Annotated in this window: 15 protein-coding genes and 1 tRNA gene; 9 read left to right on the top strand and 7 right to left on the bottom strand. The window is 64.3% G+C overall.

Annotated features, from left to right (window positions below):
* Positions 1–23 precede the first annotated feature (23 nt).
* On the bottom strand, positions 24–1148 hold the full coding sequence (locus tag WBR68_RS19240) for a cupin domain-containing protein (protein ID WP_230694998.1): 1125 nt from the start codon (positions 1146–1148) through the stop codon (positions 24–26).
* A gap of 199 nt (positions 1149–1347) precedes the next feature.
* Here WBR68_RS19240 and WBR68_RS19235 point away from each other — a divergent pair, with 199 nt between their 5' ends.
* Positions 1348–1593 (top strand): hypothetical protein, encoded by a 246-nt coding sequence (locus WBR68_RS19235; RefSeq protein ID WP_006217094.1) that lies wholly within the window; start codon positions 1348–1350, stop codon positions 1591–1593.
* A 231-nt stretch (positions 1594–1824) separates the two neighbouring features.
* Here WBR68_RS19235 and WBR68_RS19230 read toward each other — a convergent pair.
* Positions 1825–1899: transfer RNA gene (locus WBR68_RS19230), tRNA-Arg, on the bottom strand.
* Between the two features lie 231 nt (positions 1900–2130).
* Between WBR68_RS19230 and WBR68_RS19225 the strand changes: the two genes are divergently transcribed.
* Positions 2131–3093, top strand: coding sequence for a c-type cytochrome (locus WBR68_RS19225; protein ID WP_230694997.1), 963 nt, complete (start codon positions 2131–2133; stop codon positions 3091–3093).
* 210 nt (positions 3094–3303) lie between these two features.
* Here the strand turns inward: WBR68_RS19225 and WBR68_RS19220 are convergent, their stop codons facing one another.
* The 4 genes from WBR68_RS19220 to WBR68_RS19205 all read right to left on the bottom strand — a co-directional run bounded on the left by WBR68_RS19220 (position 3304) and on the right by WBR68_RS19205 (position 8173).
* Complete coding sequence (locus tag WBR68_RS19220; protein ID WP_230694996.1) at positions 3304–4827, bottom strand: 3-hydroxyacyl-CoA dehydrogenase; 1524 nt, start codon at positions 4825–4827, stop codon at positions 3304–3306.
* An 89-nt stretch (positions 4828–4916) separates the two neighbouring features.
* On the bottom strand, positions 4917–6146 hold the full coding sequence (locus WBR68_RS19215) for a CaiB/BaiF CoA transferase family protein (protein ID WP_230694995.1): 1230 nt from the start codon (positions 6144–6146) through the stop codon (positions 4917–4919).
* 206 nt (positions 6147–6352) lie between these two features.
* The gene (locus tag WBR68_RS19210) at positions 6353–7501 is read right to left on the bottom strand and encodes an acyl-CoA dehydrogenase family protein (protein WP_050446748.1); all 1149 of its coding nucleotides are present in this window, start codon (positions 7499–7501) and stop codon (positions 6353–6355) included.
* A 48-nt stretch (positions 7502–7549) separates the two neighbouring features.
* Positions 7550–8173, bottom strand: coding sequence for a TetR/AcrR family transcriptional regulator (locus WBR68_RS19205; protein WP_050446749.1), 624 nt, complete (start codon positions 8171–8173; stop codon positions 7550–7552).
* A 204-nt stretch (positions 8174–8377) separates the two neighbouring features.
* Here WBR68_RS19205 and WBR68_RS19200 point away from each other — a divergent pair, with 204 nt between their 5' ends.
* Together WBR68_RS19200 and WBR68_RS19195 are read left to right on the top strand one after the other, a co-directional pair.
* Positions 8378–9349, top strand: a complete 972-nt coding sequence (locus tag WBR68_RS19200; RefSeq protein WP_127183269.1) for an NAD(P)H-dependent flavin oxidoreductase — start codon at positions 8378–8380, stop codon at positions 9347–9349.
* Positions 9346–10083, top strand: coding sequence for an enoyl-CoA hydratase-related protein (locus tag WBR68_RS19195; RefSeq protein ID WP_230694994.1), 738 nt, complete (start codon positions 9346–9348; stop codon positions 10081–10083). The genes WBR68_RS19200 and WBR68_RS19195 overlap by 4 nt, the downstream gene beginning before the upstream one ends.
* Before the next feature lie 173 nt (positions 10084–10256).
* Here the strand turns inward: WBR68_RS19195 and WBR68_RS19190 are convergent, their stop codons facing one another.
* Positions 10257–11090 carry an enoyl-CoA hydratase/isomerase family protein gene (locus tag WBR68_RS19190; protein ID WP_050446752.1) on the bottom strand — a complete coding sequence of 278 codons (834 nt, stop codon included), beginning with the start codon at positions 11088–11090 and terminating at the stop codon, positions 10257–10259.
* A gap of 115 nt (positions 11091–11205) precedes the next feature.
* On the opposite strand from WBR68_RS19190, the gene WBR68_RS19185 reads away from it, so the two are divergent.
* The 5 genes from WBR68_RS19185 to WBR68_RS19165 all read left to right on the top strand — a co-directional run bounded on the left by WBR68_RS19185 (position 11206) and on the right by WBR68_RS19165 (position 16537).
* Complete coding sequence (locus WBR68_RS19185; protein ID WP_230694993.1) at positions 11206–12084, top strand: NAD(P)H-hydrate dehydratase; 879 nt, start codon at positions 11206–11208, stop codon at positions 12082–12084.
* A 120-nt stretch (positions 12085–12204) separates the two neighbouring features.
* Positions 12205–12438 (top strand): hypothetical protein, encoded by a 234-nt coding sequence (locus WBR68_RS19180; RefSeq protein ID WP_050446754.1) that lies wholly within the window; start codon positions 12205–12207, stop codon positions 12436–12438.
* Between the two features lie 354 nt (positions 12439–12792).
* Positions 12793–14406: an ABC transporter substrate-binding protein gene (locus tag WBR68_RS19175; RefSeq protein WP_050446755.1), complete on the top strand. Its 1614-nt coding sequence runs from the start codon at positions 12793–12795 to the stop codon at positions 14404–14406.
* Positions 14407–14499: 93 nt separating this feature from the next.
* On the top strand, positions 14500–15471 hold the full coding sequence (locus tag WBR68_RS19170; protein ID WP_050446756.1) for a succinylglutamate desuccinylase/aspartoacylase domain-containing protein: 972 nt from the start codon (positions 14500–14502) through the stop codon (positions 15469–15471).
* 88 nt (positions 15472–15559) lie between these two features.
* Positions 15560–16537, top strand: coding sequence for an ABC transporter permease (locus WBR68_RS19165; protein WP_230694992.1), 978 nt, complete (start codon positions 15560–15562; stop codon positions 16535–16537).
* Positions 16538–16541: the final 4 nt, after the last annotated feature.

The following is a 16541-nucleotide window of genomic DNA, read 5'->3' as shown; positions in this document are numbered from 1 at the left end:
AAAATTCGAATGGGGGGGCGGTGCTAGATCAGCACTTGATGGCCGTCGTTTTCCTTGAGCGCTTCTTCGCGGTAGAGCGCCAGCGACCGCATCACGGGCAGGTCGTTGAAGCAGAACAGGCAGGCGTCGTCGTTGCTGGACAGGTTGGCGTGTTCGTGGATGGCCCAGGACGGCACGCAGAAAATATCGCGTTCGGTCCAGTCATAACGTTTGCCGTCGATGATGGAAAAGCCGCTGCCCTTGGCCACCTGGTAGATAAAGCTGCCCGTGTGGCGATGGGCCTTGGTGTGTTCGCCCGGGCGCAGCAATTGCATGCTGGCGCCGATGGTCGGCATGACCGAGCCGCCGGTGGCGGGGTTCACGTAGTCAAGCAGGATGCCGTCGTACGGGCTGCCGGCGGTGGTGCGCGCATAACGGCGCAAGGCCTCGTAAGTGGGCTCCCATTCGTACTTGAACAGCGGCGAATACGGTTTGGTCCAGCCCGACACTTGCGGGCGCAAGGCCGCGTTGCCCCAGGCGGCGCTGGTGTCGTCCACCGGATGGGTCACGGTCTGGTTCAGGTCGGGATGCACGGCGTAGAAGCCCGCCTCCAGGGCATTGACCAGCGGAATGTCCAGGCCGTCCTGCCAGATGCAGGTGGTGCCGTCTTCGGCCACGCCGTGCTCATGCCAGGTGCCGTTGGGCGTCAGCACGAAGTCGTTCGCGCCCAGCGTCATCTTGTGCCCGTCCACCACGGTGTAGGCGCCCTGGCCTTCCATGATGAAGCGCAGCGCCGAATGCGAATGCTTGTGGGCCGAGGCCAGTTCGCCCGGCTGCATCACCTGCAAGCCGGAATACAACCAGCCCACGGCGGCGGCCACATCGCGCCGGCCGGGGTTGTTCAGGTAGATCACGCGGCGGCCCGCTTCCTCGGGCGACACCAGTTCGGCCGATCGCAGCACATGCGCGCGCAAGTCCTGGTAGCGCCACACCACTGGCACCGACGCCGAACGCGGCGCCCAGGGTTCAATCTTGTTCGCCACGGTCCACAAGGCGCCGGTTTCCAGGCGTGCCAGCTCCTGGTAATAGGCAATGCGTTCGGGCGAGTCCGCCACATTGGCGCGGCCTGCGGTGTCCTCGCGATAGGCGTCGTACCGGTTCGCTTCCATCCCTTGCCTCTTTTTTATAAAACCGTGAAGATTTTCGAAAATAATAGAGGCGAGCGGAATTTCGGGCAACGATTGCCCGCTAGGGGTTTTCCCGCCAAGCAAGAATTAGTTGGTGCGACGCTTCAAAATACTGTACAAAAACACAGTTCGACGTGATACATTTCGCTCGCCCAAAAACCTGTCATCCAGGGAGAAACCTGTGTCAGAAGCCGCTCATCTTGTTCAGTACATCGTCGTGCCCTATCGCGCCGCCGCCAACGGCGTGGCCCCTGGGGAGATCCGTCCAGCCAGCAGCGAATTCGGCGCCATCCGAATCGCCAATTCCATGGCTTCCAAATTCGCGGGCGTGGCCGCTTATGAAGTATGGATCGACAAAGAAACCGGCGACATGGAATCGCCGCGCATCCTGACGCAGATCGGCACGGTGCCGTCGCTGGATGATTGAACGCAACAAAGCCGCCGCGCGTATTGAAGCGAATTTCAAATCCAGGGGGGTTTGATATTCAGGGAGCTTGATGGCCGTATGACTGGATGGCCGCCCTGATGTGTAGACGTTGGTGTGCAGACGCTGATGTGTACACGCTGATGGATCCCGGGTTTCGAATATCGAATCCGGGATTCGACTTTCTATGCCACGTCGTTCTGCATCAGGTATTGCTCGTCACTGCATGATGTGTGGTGCGCCCGACAGGAATCGAACCTGTATCAAGAGCTTCGGAAACTCTCATTCTATCCATTGAACTACGGGCGCAGCGCAAAGAGGCGACATTGTACCTAGTTTTGAGTGGCCTGCATGAAGCGCATTAAATCTTCTGCGAATCTCATCGAAAACCCGGCCAGAGGCATTGGACGTGCGTCCCTGACACCGTTATATAATCCAGCGTTTGCTTGCAGGCGGATGCCCGACTTGTTCGCCGATTTGTGCAGTTACTGATTTTCTGTTGCCGCCGTCAGGCGCCCCACCCGTTAGCAGGATTTGGTCATGAGCAACGAGCAGGAACACATAGAAGAGCACTCCTCCCCCATCAAGACCCCCAAGCAACTGGTCGTCACGATCGTCCTGTCTTTCGTGATCCCAATCGCCATCATCATCCTGTTGGTGAACATGGTGGTCTCCGGCGACAAGACCGGAGCCGGCTCGGACACGCTGACCCCGGAAGCCATTACCAAGCGCATCGCCCCGGTCGCGGGGTTTGAACTGGTAGACGCCAACGCGCCCCGAGTCTTCAAGACGGGCGAACAGGTCTTTGCCGCCGTCTGTACGGCCTGTCACACCGCCGGTGTGGCCGGCGCACCCAAGATGGGCGACAACGCGGCCTGGGCGCCTTTCATCAAGGCCGGCTACGACACCATGCTGAACGTGGCCCTGCACGGCAAGGGCGGCATGCCCGCCAAGGGCGGCAACCCCACGCTGTCCGACTACGAAGTCGCGCGCGCGGTGGTCTACATGGCCAACAAGTCCGGCGCATCGCTGCCCGAACCCGCCGCCCCCGCCGAAGAAGGCGCGAAGAAGGAAGCGGATGCTGCTGCGCCGGCCGCTGGTGCGGTTCCGGCAGCTACTCCTGCCGCTGCTCCTGCTCCTGCTCCTGCAGCTGCCGCTGCATCTGGCGCCGCGCCTGCTGCCGCTCCCGCGCCCGCCACTGCCGCCGCTCCCGCCGCCGCAGCGCCGGCCGCCGCTGCGCCGCAACAGGCCGCCGCCGTCAACCCGGCCGGCGAAAAGCTCTACAAGAGCGTCTGCTTCGCCTGTCACGCCACCGGCGTGGCCAACGCGCCCAAGTTTGGCGACAAGGCCGCCTGGGAACCCTACATCAAGACCGGCATGGACGCCATGGTGAAGGTCGCCATGCAAGGCAAGCCGCCCATGCCCCCCAAGGGCGGCGCCGCCAACGCCTCGGAAGAAGACATCCGCGCAGCCGTCCAATACATGGTCGACCACGCCAAGTAGGATGGGTGAAGCGCGGCAGGATTCAGGCCACTGAGATACCGCCCAACGCGCGCAACCCATCAAGCAACCGTACAAATAAGAAACCCCCTGAAGAAGAAACTCAGGGGGTTTTTTCTTGCCTGGATCAGATGAAGCTTCGGGCGCTGCCTGATGGGTTGCGCGCGTTGCCCGTCAGAATTCTTCTGCCGACTTTCGCGCGCTTCACCCATCCTACGTGTCGGACGATTTCAGCAGCGACAGGCCCAATTGCACGCGGCGTTGTAGCCAGAGGCTGGGGCGGTAGCGCGGGTCGCCGGTCACGCGTTGCATGCTCTTCAGGATTTCCAGGATGCGGTCGGCGCCCAGCTTGTCGCCCAAGGCCAACGGACCCACCGGGTAACCCAGACCCAGCGTCACGGCTTGATCGATGTCTTCCGGGGTGGCGATCTGCTGCTGCGCGATGTCGCTGGCGATGTTGACGATCATGGCCACAATGCGCTGCGCAATAAAGCCCGGCGAGTCTTCGATCACCGTCACCGGCACGCCATCGGCGGCCAGCAGCGCGTGCGCGGCATCGCGCCATTTGGCTTCGGTGGCGGGCGACACCATGATGGTGCGGCGCTTGGCGCCGTCGAAGGCATACAGCGTGTCCAGGCCCACCGTGCGGCCGGCGTTCAAGCCTTGGGCGGACACCGATGTCGACACATCATCACCAAACGGCGTGACGACAACCAGCGCGTCGGCATCGGGAGTTGCACCTGTCACCAACGTAGCGCCCAGCTTTTCGATCAGTGCCGACGCGCGCGCGTAGCCTTCCGCGTGCTTGGGGCTGACCCAGACTTTCAGGCCTTCCGGCAGCGCCGGCACGGGCGGTTCGGCCGGCACCTGCTTCTGGCCGTCGGCGTAGACGTAGAAGCCTTCGCCCGCCTTGCGGCCGATCAGCCCGCCCGCCAGGCGCACGGTCGTGATCGGCGACGGGCGGAAACGCGCTTCGTCGAAGAACTGGCGGTAGATGGATTCCATCACCGGGTGCGACACGTCCAGCGCGGTCAGGTCCAGCAGTTCAAAAGGCCCCATGCGAAAGCCGGCCTGCTCGCGCATCACGGCGTCGACTTGTGCAAAGGTGGCCACGGCCTCTTGCGCCACGCGCAGGCCTTCGGTGTTCATGCCACGGCCGGCATGGTTGACGATGAAGCCGGGCATGTCCTTGGCGCGCACGGGCGTGTGACCCATGCGACGAGCCAGCGCGGCCAACGCATCGCCCACTTCCGGCGCGCTGCGCAGGCCATCGATCACTTCAACCACCTTCATCAACGCCACCGGGTTGAAGAAGTGATAGCCCACCACGCGGCGCGGGTGCTTGCAAGCGGCCGCGATGGCGGTGATGGACAAGGACGACGTGTTCGACGCCAGGATGCAGTCTTCCGACACCACGCCTTCCAGCGCCGCGAACAGGTCGCGCTTCACGTCCAGCCGTTCAACAATGGCTTCCACCACCAGTTGGCAGGCCGACATGTCGGTCAGCGCGGTGGCGGGCTCCACACGCTCCAGCGCGGCTTGAGCATCGGCGGCGGTCAGCTTGCCCTTTTGCGCCAGCTTGTCCCAGGTTTGGCGCAAGGATTCGCGCGCGGCCGCGATCGCATCGGCGCTGGTGTCGTACAAACGCACGCGCAATCCGGCTTGCGCCGCAATCTGCGCAATGCCGCGCCCCATGGCCCCGGCGCCCACGACGCCGATGGTTTGAATCTCCGTCATCAACTCTCTCCTGCCTGTATTGGAATGGATGGTGCGCGCCGCGGCATGGCGCGTGGCAAACGGGGCGGCTCACTGCCGTCCCGCCGCGATCAAGGCTGGCTTTGAGCCAGCGCCTGGATGTCTTCGGCCGACAAGCCCAGCTTTTCCGCCAGCACCTGCGCGGTGTGCTCGCCCAGCATGGGCGGCGGACGGCGGTATTCAACGGGGCTATCGGAAAATTTCAACGGGCTGGCGGCCATCGGCACCTTGCCGGCGGCCGGATGCGGCAGCTCGCGCTTCATCTGGCGCGCCAACACATGCGGGTCTTCGTAGACCTGGTCCAGTGTATTGATGGGGCCGGCCGGCACGCCCACGGCTTCCAGCGCGGCCAGCCAGTGATCGCGCGCGCCGGTGGCCATGCGCTCGGCCAGCAACGGCACCAGCTCGGTACGGTTCTTCACGCGCTGGGGATTGGTGGAAAAACGCGGGTCGGCCGACAACTCGGGCAGCCCGATGGCGCCGCAGTAATTGCGGAACTGGCTGTCGTTGCCCACCGCCACGATCAAATGGCCATCAGCCGCGGCGAACACTTGGTACGGCACCAGGTTCTGGTGCGCGTTGCCCGCGCGCTGGGGCGCCACGCCCGAGGTCATGAAGTTCAAGTTCTGGTTGGCCATCATGCTGACCTGGCAGTCCAGCAAGGCCATGTCGATGTGCTGGCCCAAACCGCTGTTGGCGCGTTCAAGCAGGGCGGCCAGGATGCCTACCGTGGAATACATGCCGGTCATCAGATCGGCCACGGCCACGCCGGCCTTTTGCGGACCGCCGCCGGGCAGGTCGTCGCGTTCGCCGGTGATGCTCATCAGCCCGCCCATGCCCTGGATCATGAAGTCATAGCCGGGGCGGCTGGCATAGGGGCCGGTCTGGCCGAAACCGGTGATCGAACAATAGATCAGGCGCGGGTTGATGGCCTTCAGGCTCTCGTAGTCCAGCCCGTATTTCTTCAGGCCGCCCACTTTGAAGTTTTCAACCAGGATGTCGCTTTGCAGCGCCAGTTCACGCACCAGCTCGGCGCCGCGAGGCGATGCGATGTCCAGCGCCACCGACATCTTGTTGCGGTTGGCGGACAGGTAGTAGGCGGCTTCGGTGGTGTCGTTGCCCGCTTCGTCCTTCAGGTAGGGCGGCCCCCAGGCGCGCGTATCATCACCCGCGCCGGGCCGTTCGATCTTGATCACTTCGGCGCCAAGGTCGGCCAGGTTCTGGGTACACCAGGGGCCCGCCAGCACGCGGGTCAGGTCCAGCACGCGGATGCCGGTAAGGGGAGCGGGACGTTGCGACATCTGTAGTCTTTTCGCTAGATGAGAAATGAAAACGTCCGGCTTGCGGCCATGCGCGAAGCCAGACTGGAATTCCGTCATGCTGGCGGCCCGGGCCGCCAGCGCGTCATACCCGGACGCGGACCGTTAGGGTCGCGCCCAGAGCACCATTCGTCAATCCGGATATTAGCTGTTTGGACACTCTGGCCGGATTTCCGCTTGCTGCCGGCTCAGGAATGCGCCTTGATCGTCTCGCGCGCGATCACCAGTTGCTGGATCTGCGAGGTGCCCTCGAAGATGCGGAACAAGCGCACGTCGCGGTAGAAGCGTTCCACGGCGTACTCGGACATATAGCCCGCGCCGCCGTGGATCTGGACGGCGCGGTCGGCCACGCGGCCCACCATTTCGGTCGAATACAGCTTGCAGCAGGCGGCCTGCATGGTGGTGTTTTCGCCGCGATCGCGCATGCGGGCGGCGTCCAGCACCATGCAGCGGGCGGCATAGAGTTCAGCCTGGCTGTCGGCGATCATCGCCTGGATCAATTGAAACTCGGCGATCGGCTGGCCGAACTGCTTGCGTTCCAGCGCGTACTTGACCGCGTCGGACAACAGGCGCTCGGCAATCCCCACGCACAGCGCCGAAATGTGCAGCCGGCCCTTGTCCAGCACGCGCATCGACGTCCGGAAGCCGTTGCCCTCTTCTCCGCCCAGCAAGGCGCTGGCGGGCACGCGGCAGTTGTCGAACACCACGTCGCTGGTCAAGGCGCCTGCCTGGCCCATCTTCTTGTCGGGCTTGCCGATGATCAGACCAGGCGTGCCGGCTTCGACCAGGAAGCACGAAATGGAATTGGCGCGGCGCTCAGGCGCGGTGCGCGCCATCACCGAGAACAGGCCGGCGATGGGTGCGTTGGTGATGTAGCGCTTGGTGCCGTTGAGCACATAGCCGTCGCCATCGCGCTCGGCGGACAGGCGCAGCGCCATGGCGTCCGAGCCGGCGTCCGGCTCCGTCAAGGCAAACGAGCCAATCAATTCACCGCTGGCCAGCTTGGGCAAATAGCGCGCGCGCTGCTCGTCGGTGCCCGCCAGCACGATGGCTTGCGAACCGATGCCGATGTTGGTGCCGGCCAGCGAACGGAACGCGGGCGAGGTCTGGCCCAGTTCGAACACCACGCGCACTTCCTCTTCCATCGTCAGGCCCAGGCCGCCGAAGTCGGGCGAAATCGACAAGCCGAACAGGCCCAGTTCGCGCATTTCGTTAACGATGTCCGGCGGCACCTGGCCGCTAGAGGCCAGTTCGTCTTCGGCGGGAATCAAACGTTCGTGCACAAAGCGGTGCACGGCGTCCAGCAACAGGTTCAGGGTTTCGGTGTCGAGGGCCATGATGGAAGTCTCAGTAGATAAGCAATGCGTTTCCGGACGGCGGCGCGATCAGGCGCGCATGCCGCCGACCAATAAATCGAAGTAACCGGCGGCGATGGCTTCGGCGCTATCGCCCTGGCCAGGCTTGTACCAACGCACCATCCAATTCAGCATGGACAGCACGGCGCGGCCGGTGGCGGCCACGTCCAGCGGGCGGAACACGCCTTGTTCCACGCCCTGGGCGATCAGTTCGCGCAGGCGCTTTTCGTAGCCGTCGCGCAGGCGGGCGGCGTCTTCGCGTTCGGGTAGCGCCATGCCGGAATAACCGATCAGCATGGTGACAAATTCAGCATGGTGCTGTTCAAAGTAGCGGGCGTGGCCCACCATGAACGCGCGCAGCCGGTCTGCGGCGCCCTGGGCATCGGCAACGTCCTGGCCGACGTTTTGCGTCAGCCCGTTCAACACGCCCAGGATGATGGCGTCGTAGATATCCTGCTTGGTGGTGTAGTAGTGATAGATGGCCGCCTTGGACACGCCGATGGCGGCGGCCAGGTCGGCCACCGAGCTGCCGTCGTAGCCGCTTTGCGCGAACAGCTTGGCGGCTTCTTCCAGGATGCGTTCACGCGGGGCCACCAGGGTGGGGGGCCGGCCAGCGCGGGCGCGTTTCTGAGCAGGAGGGGCGGAGGTCGCCATGACAGCCTTTGCAAGGGCCGCGCCTGAGGCTGCGGGCAGGCCGCGCGGGCCTCCATTGACAGCGGTTCGGCGCATGCCGTTAAATAAAGATTAATTAATTACCGGACGGTCGGTAGGTAATTATAGGCATATCCGCTTTCAAGGCTCAAGGCCCAATCGCGGAACGCCTTTTCTGGACTGACCTGAACACAACGCGACGACGCTATGCCCCACTCTCTTGTGACAGATTTGTATGGCCAGATGTCCCTGCCGGTCATCAGCGCCCCCATGTTCATCGTGTCCAACCCGCAACTGGTGATTGCGCAGTGCACAAGCGGCATCGTGGGTTCGTTTCCCGCGCTGAACGCGCGCCCGCAAAGCCTCTTGACCGATTGGCTGGACGAAGTCCAGGCCGGGCTGGCGTCGTACCGCGAAGCCAACCCCGGCGCTGCCGTGGCGCCGTTCGCGGTCAACCAGATCATCCACCAGTCCAACGACCGCCTGGAACAGGACCTGGCCGTGTGCGCCAGCCACCGCGTGCCGCTGATCATCACCAGCCTGCGCGCGCCGGGAGACCTGGTCAAGGGTGTGCACGACTGGGGCGGCAAGGTCTTTCACGACGTCACCACGCTGCGCCACGCCGAAAAAGCGCTGGAAGCGGGCGTGGACGGGCTGATCCTGGTGTGCTCGGGCGCCGGCGGCCATGCAGGCACCCTGAGTCCGTTCGCGTTGCTGTCCGAAGTGCGCCGTTTTTACGACGGCCCGCTGATCCTGTCGGGCGCCATCACGTCCGGCGCGCACGTACTGGCCGCGCTGGCCATGGGCGCCGACTTTGCCTACATGGGCACGCGCTTCATCGCCAGCCAGGAAGCCAACGCCAGCGAGGGCTACAAGTCCGCCATCGTCGAGGCCAGCGCGTCCGACATTCTGTACACCCCGTTTTTCACGGGCATTCCCGGCAACTATCTGAAGGCCAGCATCACTGCATCGGGGCTGGACCCGGCCAACCTGCCGCAGCCTGACAGCGGCGCGTCCAATTTCGGATCGACACGCGTCAAGCCGTGGAAAGACATCTGGGGCGCCGGCCAGGGCGTGGGCGGCATCGCCAGCGTGCTGCCGACCCGGGAGATCGTCGAGACGCTGCGCCGCGAATACGCCGAGGCCAAGGCGCAACTGAACGCCAGGTCGTTCGCATGAGCGCGGGCCTGACAGTCAGCCGTGATGGCGCGGTGCTGACCCTGGTCATCAACCGCCAGGACCGCCGCAACGCGCTGGACACGGCCACCTACGCGGCGCTGACCGAACAGATTTCCCTGGCCAGCGCCGATCAGGCGGTGTCAGCGGTGATCCTGACCGGGGCGGGCGAACACTTCACGGCGGGTAACGACCTGCGCGACTTTCAGGCTGAGCGTGGGGCGGGCGACAGCGCCGGGCTGACGTTCCTGCGGGCCTTGTCCTCCGCCGAGGTCCCGGTCATTGCCGCGGTCGAAGGCTACGCAATCGGCATCGGCGTGACGCTGCTGCAGCATTGCGACTTTGTCCACATCGGCGAAGGCGCCACGCTGCGCATGCCATTCGTGGCGCTGGGCCTGTGCCCGGAGGGCGCCTCCAGTCTGTTGATGCCCCGACTGGCCGGGCGTCGCGCTGCCGAATGGCTGTTGCAGGGCAAGGCATTTTCCGCCGAAGACGCGCGCGAAGCCGGCTTGGCGACGTCGGTTACGCCACAAGGCCAGGCGCTGGCCGCGGCCCAGGCCACGGCTGCTGATTTGGCGCGCCAACCGCCCGCCGCGCTGCGCCTGACCAAGGCCATGATGAAGCGGGCGGACCGCCAGGCCATTCAGGAAACGCTGGATTACGAAGCCCAGCAGTTCCGCGCCCGCCTGCAGACCGAGGAAGCGCAGGCGGCGTTCGCGAATTTTTTTAAGAAATAGGGACGAAGCGATGGGTTGCGCGCGTTGGGCTTTGGCGTTCTGACGTCGGGTCATTCGCGCTTCACCCATCCTACGGTTGGGACGTAGGATGGGTGCGGCGCGGCACGACCGACAAAAGAACCCGGCCGCCAACCGCGCAAACCCATCAAACAGCCGCCATCAAACAACACCGTTCAAAACGGTGAATCCGGCCGAAAATTCGGCGCCCGGCGTTCGCGCAACGATTGAATCCCCTCTTTCACGTCCGGCCCGCCAAACCCCATGAATTCCAAAGCCAGCGACGTATCAAAGCTTGGCCCCGCCATGCGCAGCCAGTTGTTCAGCGAATATTTGGTCCAGCGTATCGCCGTCTGCGAGCCTGCCGCCAGCTTGTTGGCCACCTCGAACGCGCGCGAAATCAGCTCGGCTTCATCCACGCACAACGACACCAGGCCGATCCGCTCCGCCTCTTCGCCGGTCACGGTTTCGCACAGCATCAGGTAATACTTGGCCTTGGCCATGCCGCACAACAGCGGCCAGACGATGGCGGCGTGGTCGCCCGCCGTCACGCCCAGACGGGTGTGGCCGTCAATAATGCGTGCATCGCGCGCCGCGATTGAAATGTCGGCCAGCAAACCCGCCACCAGCCCCGCTCCCACGGCCGCGCCGTGCATGGCGGACACGATGGGCTTGTTGCAATTGATGATGTTGTAGACCAGATCGCGGGCTTCCCGCCACACGCGGGTACGCACGTCGAAGTCGTCGGCCATCTGCTGCACCAGTTCCAGGTCGCCGCCGCCCGAAAAGCCCTTGCCTTCGCCCCGAATCACCACCACGCGGGTGTCGGGATCGGTGTCGATGTCGCGCCAGATGTCGGCCAACTCGCGGTGCATGCGGTCGTCCGCCGTGGACAGCTTGCCGGGCTGGCCGCCCTTGGCCCCCATGATCACCTCCAGCACCCCGCCGGGATGCCGGCGCAGCTTCAGGGATTCATAGGCTGAATAGTGTTGCAGCGTGATATCAGTCATTGTCTACTCCGCGTTGTCTTTAGCCGCTGCGCGAGCCTTCTGCCCGGCGCGTTTTTGCGCACTATAGTGGATACGCGGGCGCCCGCCCCGCCGCTTTCCCATGGAGCCTCAGCCAATGAACACCCTCGTCCCGTCCGTCGGCGCCCCCATCGACCGCGCCAGCCTGCCCGCCCTGTTCGCCCCCCGTGGGCAAGACACGCACAAAGGCAGCTTCGGCACCGTCGGCGTGGTGGGCGGCGGGCCGGGCATGACGGGAGCCGCGCTGCTGGCCGCCCGCGCCGCATTGAGGACGGGCGCTGGCAAGGTGCTGGTCGGCTTCGCCCAGGAAACCGCGCCGTTGGCGTGCGACCCGCTGCAACCCGAACTGATGCTGCGCGACGCCCGTTCGCTATTGGACTCGGACTGGGGCGTGACCGCCTGGGTGGCGGGCTGCGGCATCGGCACGGATGCGCTTGCGGCCAACGCGCTGTCGGAATTATTCGTGTTGCGGCGCGAAGCCCCGCTGGTGCTGGACGCTGACGGACTGAACCTGCTGGCCACGGGCGGCATCCAGCCCAATTGGGGCGCGGGCCCGCTCGTGCTGACCCCACATCCCGCCGAAGCCGGGCGCTTGCTGGGCGTAAGCGCCGCACAGATCCAGGCCGACCGGCCCGGCGCGGCCCGGCAACTGGCGCAGCGTTACCACGGCTGGATCGTACTGAAGGGCGCGGGCACCATCGTCTGCAGCCCGGCGGGCGACATACGGATCAACACCAGCGGCAACCCGGGTTTGGCCACGGCGGGTACGGGCGACGTATTGGCCGGCATGCTTGGCTCGTTGTTGGCGCAAAAACTGCCGGTGGACCAAGCCGTGGCCGGGGCAGTCTGGCTACACGGCGCCGCGGCCGACGCGCTAGTGGCCCAGGGAATCGGCCCAATCGGCTTAACGGCGGGTGAACTCGCTGACGCCGCCCGCGCCTTGCGGAACGAAAACTGGGGCAGCTTCCGCGGCTAAGTCCCCGTCAAATAAACATTTTTACAACATACTAGGGTTTTCCCTGAAAAGATCATTGCTTGTGACTAGGGTTATCCCTATAATGGTTTTCACCAAGACGAAACGGACTGGAGAAAGACCATGAGCGAACTGACCCTGAATAGCACTGCCCGCCTGACCGACGCGCTGGAGCGCGACCTGCTCCGCGGCGCCCTCGAGAACCAACCCAATTCCCATCCGCTGACCAGCCTGAAAAAGGCCGGCCAAGCCGTGATCGCCGCTGTCGCTAGCGTGTTTGCCTTCATCGACGAAGTGAACGAATCGATGAACAAGGCTCGCGCCGCCAGCTCGCGCTTCTCCGGCTCGCAGTGGTAAAAACAGCCGCGCTGGGCTGAAACCGCAATAGATATCCGCGGTTTCGCCCGGCGCGTTGCCGTTGTGCGGCCCGCTTGCCCGGCAAGCGCCCCAACGGCAGGCATTCGGTGCCGATGTTGGCACCTTTGCCGCCATTTTCGTTCCCCGCTGCACCCTCTTCTCGGCGTTTTCCCTAGCGCCAGATTCGCCGTTCTTCATTGACAACGCGCGAAGCCCCTATTGATAATCGGCCCCTTGCCGTTGTGCCAGGCGCCAATCCATCCCATTTTCTGCGGCCGAAAAAGTGTTCGGCCGCAGCCGCGGTGGTTTTTGCGCAGGCACGATCCGGTTCGTTATTCCTCCGGAGTTGTCACCATGAAGTTGCGCACCACCCTGGCCCTTGTGGCCGCCGCCATTCCCTTGGCAGCCGCTCAAGCCCAGACGCTGAAGATCGGCCTGTCGGCCGAACCCACTTCGGCGGATCCCCACTATCACAAGATGACGCAGAACGATGCGTTCTCCGCGCACGTCTACAATTCGCTGGTGGGCCGCAGCGCCGACATGAAGTTGAAGCCCCAGTTGGCCACGTCCTGGAAGAACCTGGACGACCTGACCTGGGAATTCAAGCTGCGCGACGACGTCAAATTCTCGAACGGCAAGCCGTTCACGTCCGAAGACGTGCTGTTCACGATCTGCCGCACGTTGAACAACGAAACCAACGTGTCGCAGTCCTACATGGACATGACCAAACGCATCGCCGACGTGCAGACGCCCGACGCGCACACCGTCATCATCAAGACCGCCGAACCCTTCCCGCTGATGCCCGCCGAGCTGGCCCGCTCGCTGCCCATCATCTGGAACGGCATTGTTGAGCACGGCAAGTTGACGTTCGACCCCAAGAAGGGTTGCGGCGTGACGGGCGCATGGCCCACGGTTGCCGACTTCAACAACGGCAAGGACGCCATCGGCACCGGCCCGTACACCCTGAAGTCCTACGTGAAGGGCACCGGCATCGAACTCGTCCGCAACGAGAACTACTGGGGCGAAAAGCCGGCCTGGAAGGAAGTGAAGTTCGTGCCGGTGCCGTCCGCCGGCCCGCGCCTGACCGGCCTGCTGTCGGGTGATTTCGACATGATCGAAAACCCCGCCGCGCGCGATCTGCCCCGCCTGAAGGACAACCCGAAGTTCGGCTTCGTGGCCACGCCGTCCACCCGCCTGGTGTTCTTCCAGCCGGACGTGGCGCGCAACCCGAGCCCGTTCGTCAAGAGCGCCGACGGCAAGAACCCGCTGCAGGACCTGCGTGTGCGCAAGGCTATTTCGATGGCCATCGACCGCAAGACCATCACCGCCCGCATCATGGACGGCATGGCCACCCCGGCCTACCAGTTCATGCCCGACGGCATGTTCGGCGCGCTGCCCAAGGCCCCGGAAATCAAGTACGACCCCGAAGGCGCCAAGAAGCTGTTGGCCGAAGCCGGTTACCCCAACGGCTTTGAATTGACGCTGTCGTCCACCAACGACCGCTACGTCAACGATGGCCAGATTGCCCAGGCCGTGGCTCAGTACCTGGCCCGCGTCGGCATCAAGACCAACGTGGACGCCATGACGGCCTCGATCTATTTCCCCAAGCGCGCCAAGCGCGAGTTCAGCTTCTCGATGGGCGGCTGGCCGGCGGAAACGGGTGAAGCCTCGGCGCTGTTCCAGTTGTGGGTCGCGTCGCTGGATTCGCCCAAGAGCCTGGGCACCAGCAACTACGGCGGCTTCTCCAACGCCGATTTCGACAAGGTCTACAAGGAAGCCATCGTGACGGTTGACGCCCCCAAGCGCGAAAAGCTGCTTGAGCAAGCCACCCAGATCGCCCTGGACAACGTGCCGCTGATTCCGCTGCACTTTGAAAGCAGCATCTGGGCGTTCCGCAAGGGCATCACCTACGAAGGCCGCCGCGACCAATACACCCTGGCGACGTCGGTCACGCCCGAAAAGAAGTAATCTGGTTCGTCTGAACCGTAAAACGGCTGCCTCGCGCAGCCGTTTTCTTTTGCCGGATCCCTATACAATTCCCCCGCTTCATCGGAGTTCCTCATGCCCACGCCATCCCCCGCGGTTCAGCCGCGCCCCTTTCTTCTTGCCTGTCCGGATTTGTCGTCGGAGCGTTTGGGCAATACGGATACGCCCGGCGTCTGGCATTTTGATTCCGGCGTGCCGGGCAAGCGGGTGATGCTGAGCGCATTGATCCACGGCAACGAGCTGTGCGGCGCCTGGGCATTGAAGGAAGCGCTGGCGGCCGGGCTGCGCCCCCGCCGGGGCTCGCTGACCCTGGCCTTTTGCAACCTGGCGGCATTCGACCGGTTCGACTCCACCAACTACGCGCCCGCGCGTTTTGTCGACGAAGACATGAACCGCGTCTGGAGCGACGACAAGCTCAGCGTGCCGATCAGCCAGGAACGCCGCCGCGCCGCGCAGATCCGCCCGTGGGTGGAACAGGCTGACTGGCTGCTGGACTTTCATTCCATGAGCAATTCCGACGTGCCGCTGCAACTGACCGGCATGGAACAGCGCAATATCGACCTGGCGCTGGCGCTGGGCAACCCCGCCACCATCATCGCGGACGCGGGCCATGCCGCCGGCGTGCGCATGCGCGACTACGGCCGCTTTGGCGAAGCCGGCGACAACGGCACGCGCTCGCTGCTGATCGAATGCGGCTTCCACGGCGCGCCCGAAGCGCGCGGCGTGGCGGTGGACCAGATGGCGCGCTTCCTGGTAGAAGCCGGCACGGTGGACCGCGGCGATATCCCCGACACCTGGTTCGCGCCCGCCGCAACGGCCCAACGCGCGCTGCGCGTCACCCACGCCATCGCCGCCAAAAGCGCGGACTTCCGTTTCGACCAGCCCTGGAAGGGCCTTGAAACCTTGGCCACGGCGGGCACCGTCATCGGTTGGTCCGAAGGCGAAGCCGTTGTCACGCCCTATGACGACTGCGTGCTGATCATGCCGTCCACCGCCAATCTGCGCCCTGGCGTCACCGTGGTCCGACTCGCGCAAGCTATCGTCTGACTTTGAAAAACCCCTGGCCATATCGGCCAAACACGCCAAGTCAACACTCGGCGCCAAGCAACCCTGAGCCCACCAAGGAAATCATCACGTGGCCTTGTTCATCCTGCGCAGACTGATACAGAGTCTGTTCGTACTGCTGGCCGTTTCGGTCGTGGTCTTTTTCGCGGTGTATGCCGTGGGCGACCCGATCGAATTGCTGGTCAGCCCCGAAGCCAGCCAGGCAGCTCGCGAGGCGATGATCGCCCGCCTGGGCCTGGACCTGCCGGTTTGGCAGCAATACACCGGGTTCCTGTGGCGCGCGCTGCACGGCGACCTGGGCACGTCGTTCGTGCACGGCATCCCGGCCATTGAACTGATCGTGCAGCGCATTCCCGCCACGTTCGAACTGGTCATCGTGGCCATCATGCTGACCTGTGTGATCGGGATTCCGCTGGGCCTGGTCGCCGGCCTGTACCGCGACGATTACCTGGGCCGGGGCATCATGTCGTCGTCGGTACTGGGCTTTTCTCTGCCGAACTTCTGGCAGGGCATGATGCTGATTCTGCTGTTCGCCGTGTGGCTGGGCTGGCTGCCGGCCACCGGGCGCGGCGATACGGTCACCGTGCTGGGCGTGCGCCTGTCCATCCTGACCGCCGACGGCTGGTCGCACCTGATCATGCCGGCCATCAACCTGGCGCTGGCCAACATTGCGCTGGTGCTGCGCCTGACCGCGTCCGGCGTGGTCGAGGCGCGCAGCCAGGACTACGTGAAATTCGCGCGCGCCAAGGGCGTCAAGCCCGGCCGCATCGTGCGCCGCCACATCCTGCGCAACATCCTGATCCCGGTCGTGACCGTGATCGGCATGGAGTTCGGCAGCCTGATCGCCTATTCCACCATCACCGAAACCGTGTTCGCGTGGCCGGGCATGGGCAAGCTGCTGATCGACAGCGTCTACCAGTTGGACCGCCCCGTGGTGGTCGCCTACGTGATGCTCATCACCCTGATCTTCGTGGTCATCAACCTGGTTGTGGACATTCTGTACGCCGCGCTCGACCCGCGCGTGCAGCTCGTGGCCCCCGCTCAATAATCCG

It is taken from the genome of Achromobacter sp. JD-1 (assembly GCF_038594925.1).
Classification (GTDB): domain Bacteria; phylum Pseudomonadota; class Gammaproteobacteria; order Burkholderiales; family Burkholderiaceae_B; genus Achromobacter; species Achromobacter spanius_C.
The sequence above is the reverse complement of the archived record's forward strand: the minus strand, read 5'-3'. Positions and strand labels throughout refer to the sequence as shown.

What these genes read in the sequence shown, in the direction of transcription:
- WBR68_RS19240 (WP_230694998.1), bottom strand. Translation starts at nt 1,148, where the DNA reads ATGGAAGCGAACCGGTACGACGCCTATCGCGAGGACACCGCAGGCCGC.
- WBR68_RS19225 (WP_230694997.1), top strand. Translation starts at nt 2,131, where the DNA reads ATGAGCAACGAGCAGGAACACATAGAAGAGCACTCCTCCCCCATCAAG.
- WBR68_RS19220 (WP_230694996.1), bottom strand. Translation starts at nt 4,827, where the DNA reads ATGACGGAGATTCAAACCATCGGCGTCGTGGGCGCCGGGGCCATGGGG.
- WBR68_RS19215 (WP_230694995.1), bottom strand. Translation starts at nt 6,146, where the DNA reads ATGTCGCAACGTCCCGCTCCCCTTACCGGCATCCGCGTGCTGGACCTG.
- WBR68_RS19210 (WP_050446748.1), bottom strand. Translation starts at nt 7,501, where the DNA reads ATGGCCCTCGACACCGAAACCCTGAACCTGTTGCTGGACGCCGTGCAC.
- WBR68_RS19205 (WP_050446749.1), bottom strand. Translation starts at nt 8,173, where the DNA reads ATGGCGACCTCCGCCCCTCCTGCTCAGAAACGCGCCCGCGCTGGCCGG.
- WBR68_RS19200 (WP_127183269.1), top strand. Translation starts at nt 8,378, where the DNA reads ATGCCCCACTCTCTTGTGACAGATTTGTATGGCCAGATGTCCCTGCCG.
- WBR68_RS19195 (WP_230694994.1), top strand. Translation starts at nt 9,346, where the DNA reads ATGAGCGCGGGCCTGACAGTCAGCCGTGATGGCGCGGTGCTGACCCTG.
- WBR68_RS19190 (WP_050446752.1), bottom strand. Translation starts at nt 11,090, where the DNA reads ATGACTGATATCACGCTGCAACACTATTCAGCCTATGAATCCCTGAAG.
- WBR68_RS19185 (WP_230694993.1), top strand. Translation starts at nt 11,206, where the DNA reads ATGAACACCCTCGTCCCGTCCGTCGGCGCCCCCATCGACCGCGCCAGC.
- WBR68_RS19180 (WP_050446754.1), top strand. Translation starts at nt 12,205, where the DNA reads ATGAGCGAACTGACCCTGAATAGCACTGCCCGCCTGACCGACGCGCTG.
- WBR68_RS19175 (WP_050446755.1), top strand. Translation starts at nt 12,793, where the DNA reads ATGAAGTTGCGCACCACCCTGGCCCTTGTGGCCGCCGCCATTCCCTTG.
- WBR68_RS19170 (WP_050446756.1), top strand. Translation starts at nt 14,500, where the DNA reads ATGCCCACGCCATCCCCCGCGGTTCAGCCGCGCCCCTTTCTTCTTGCC.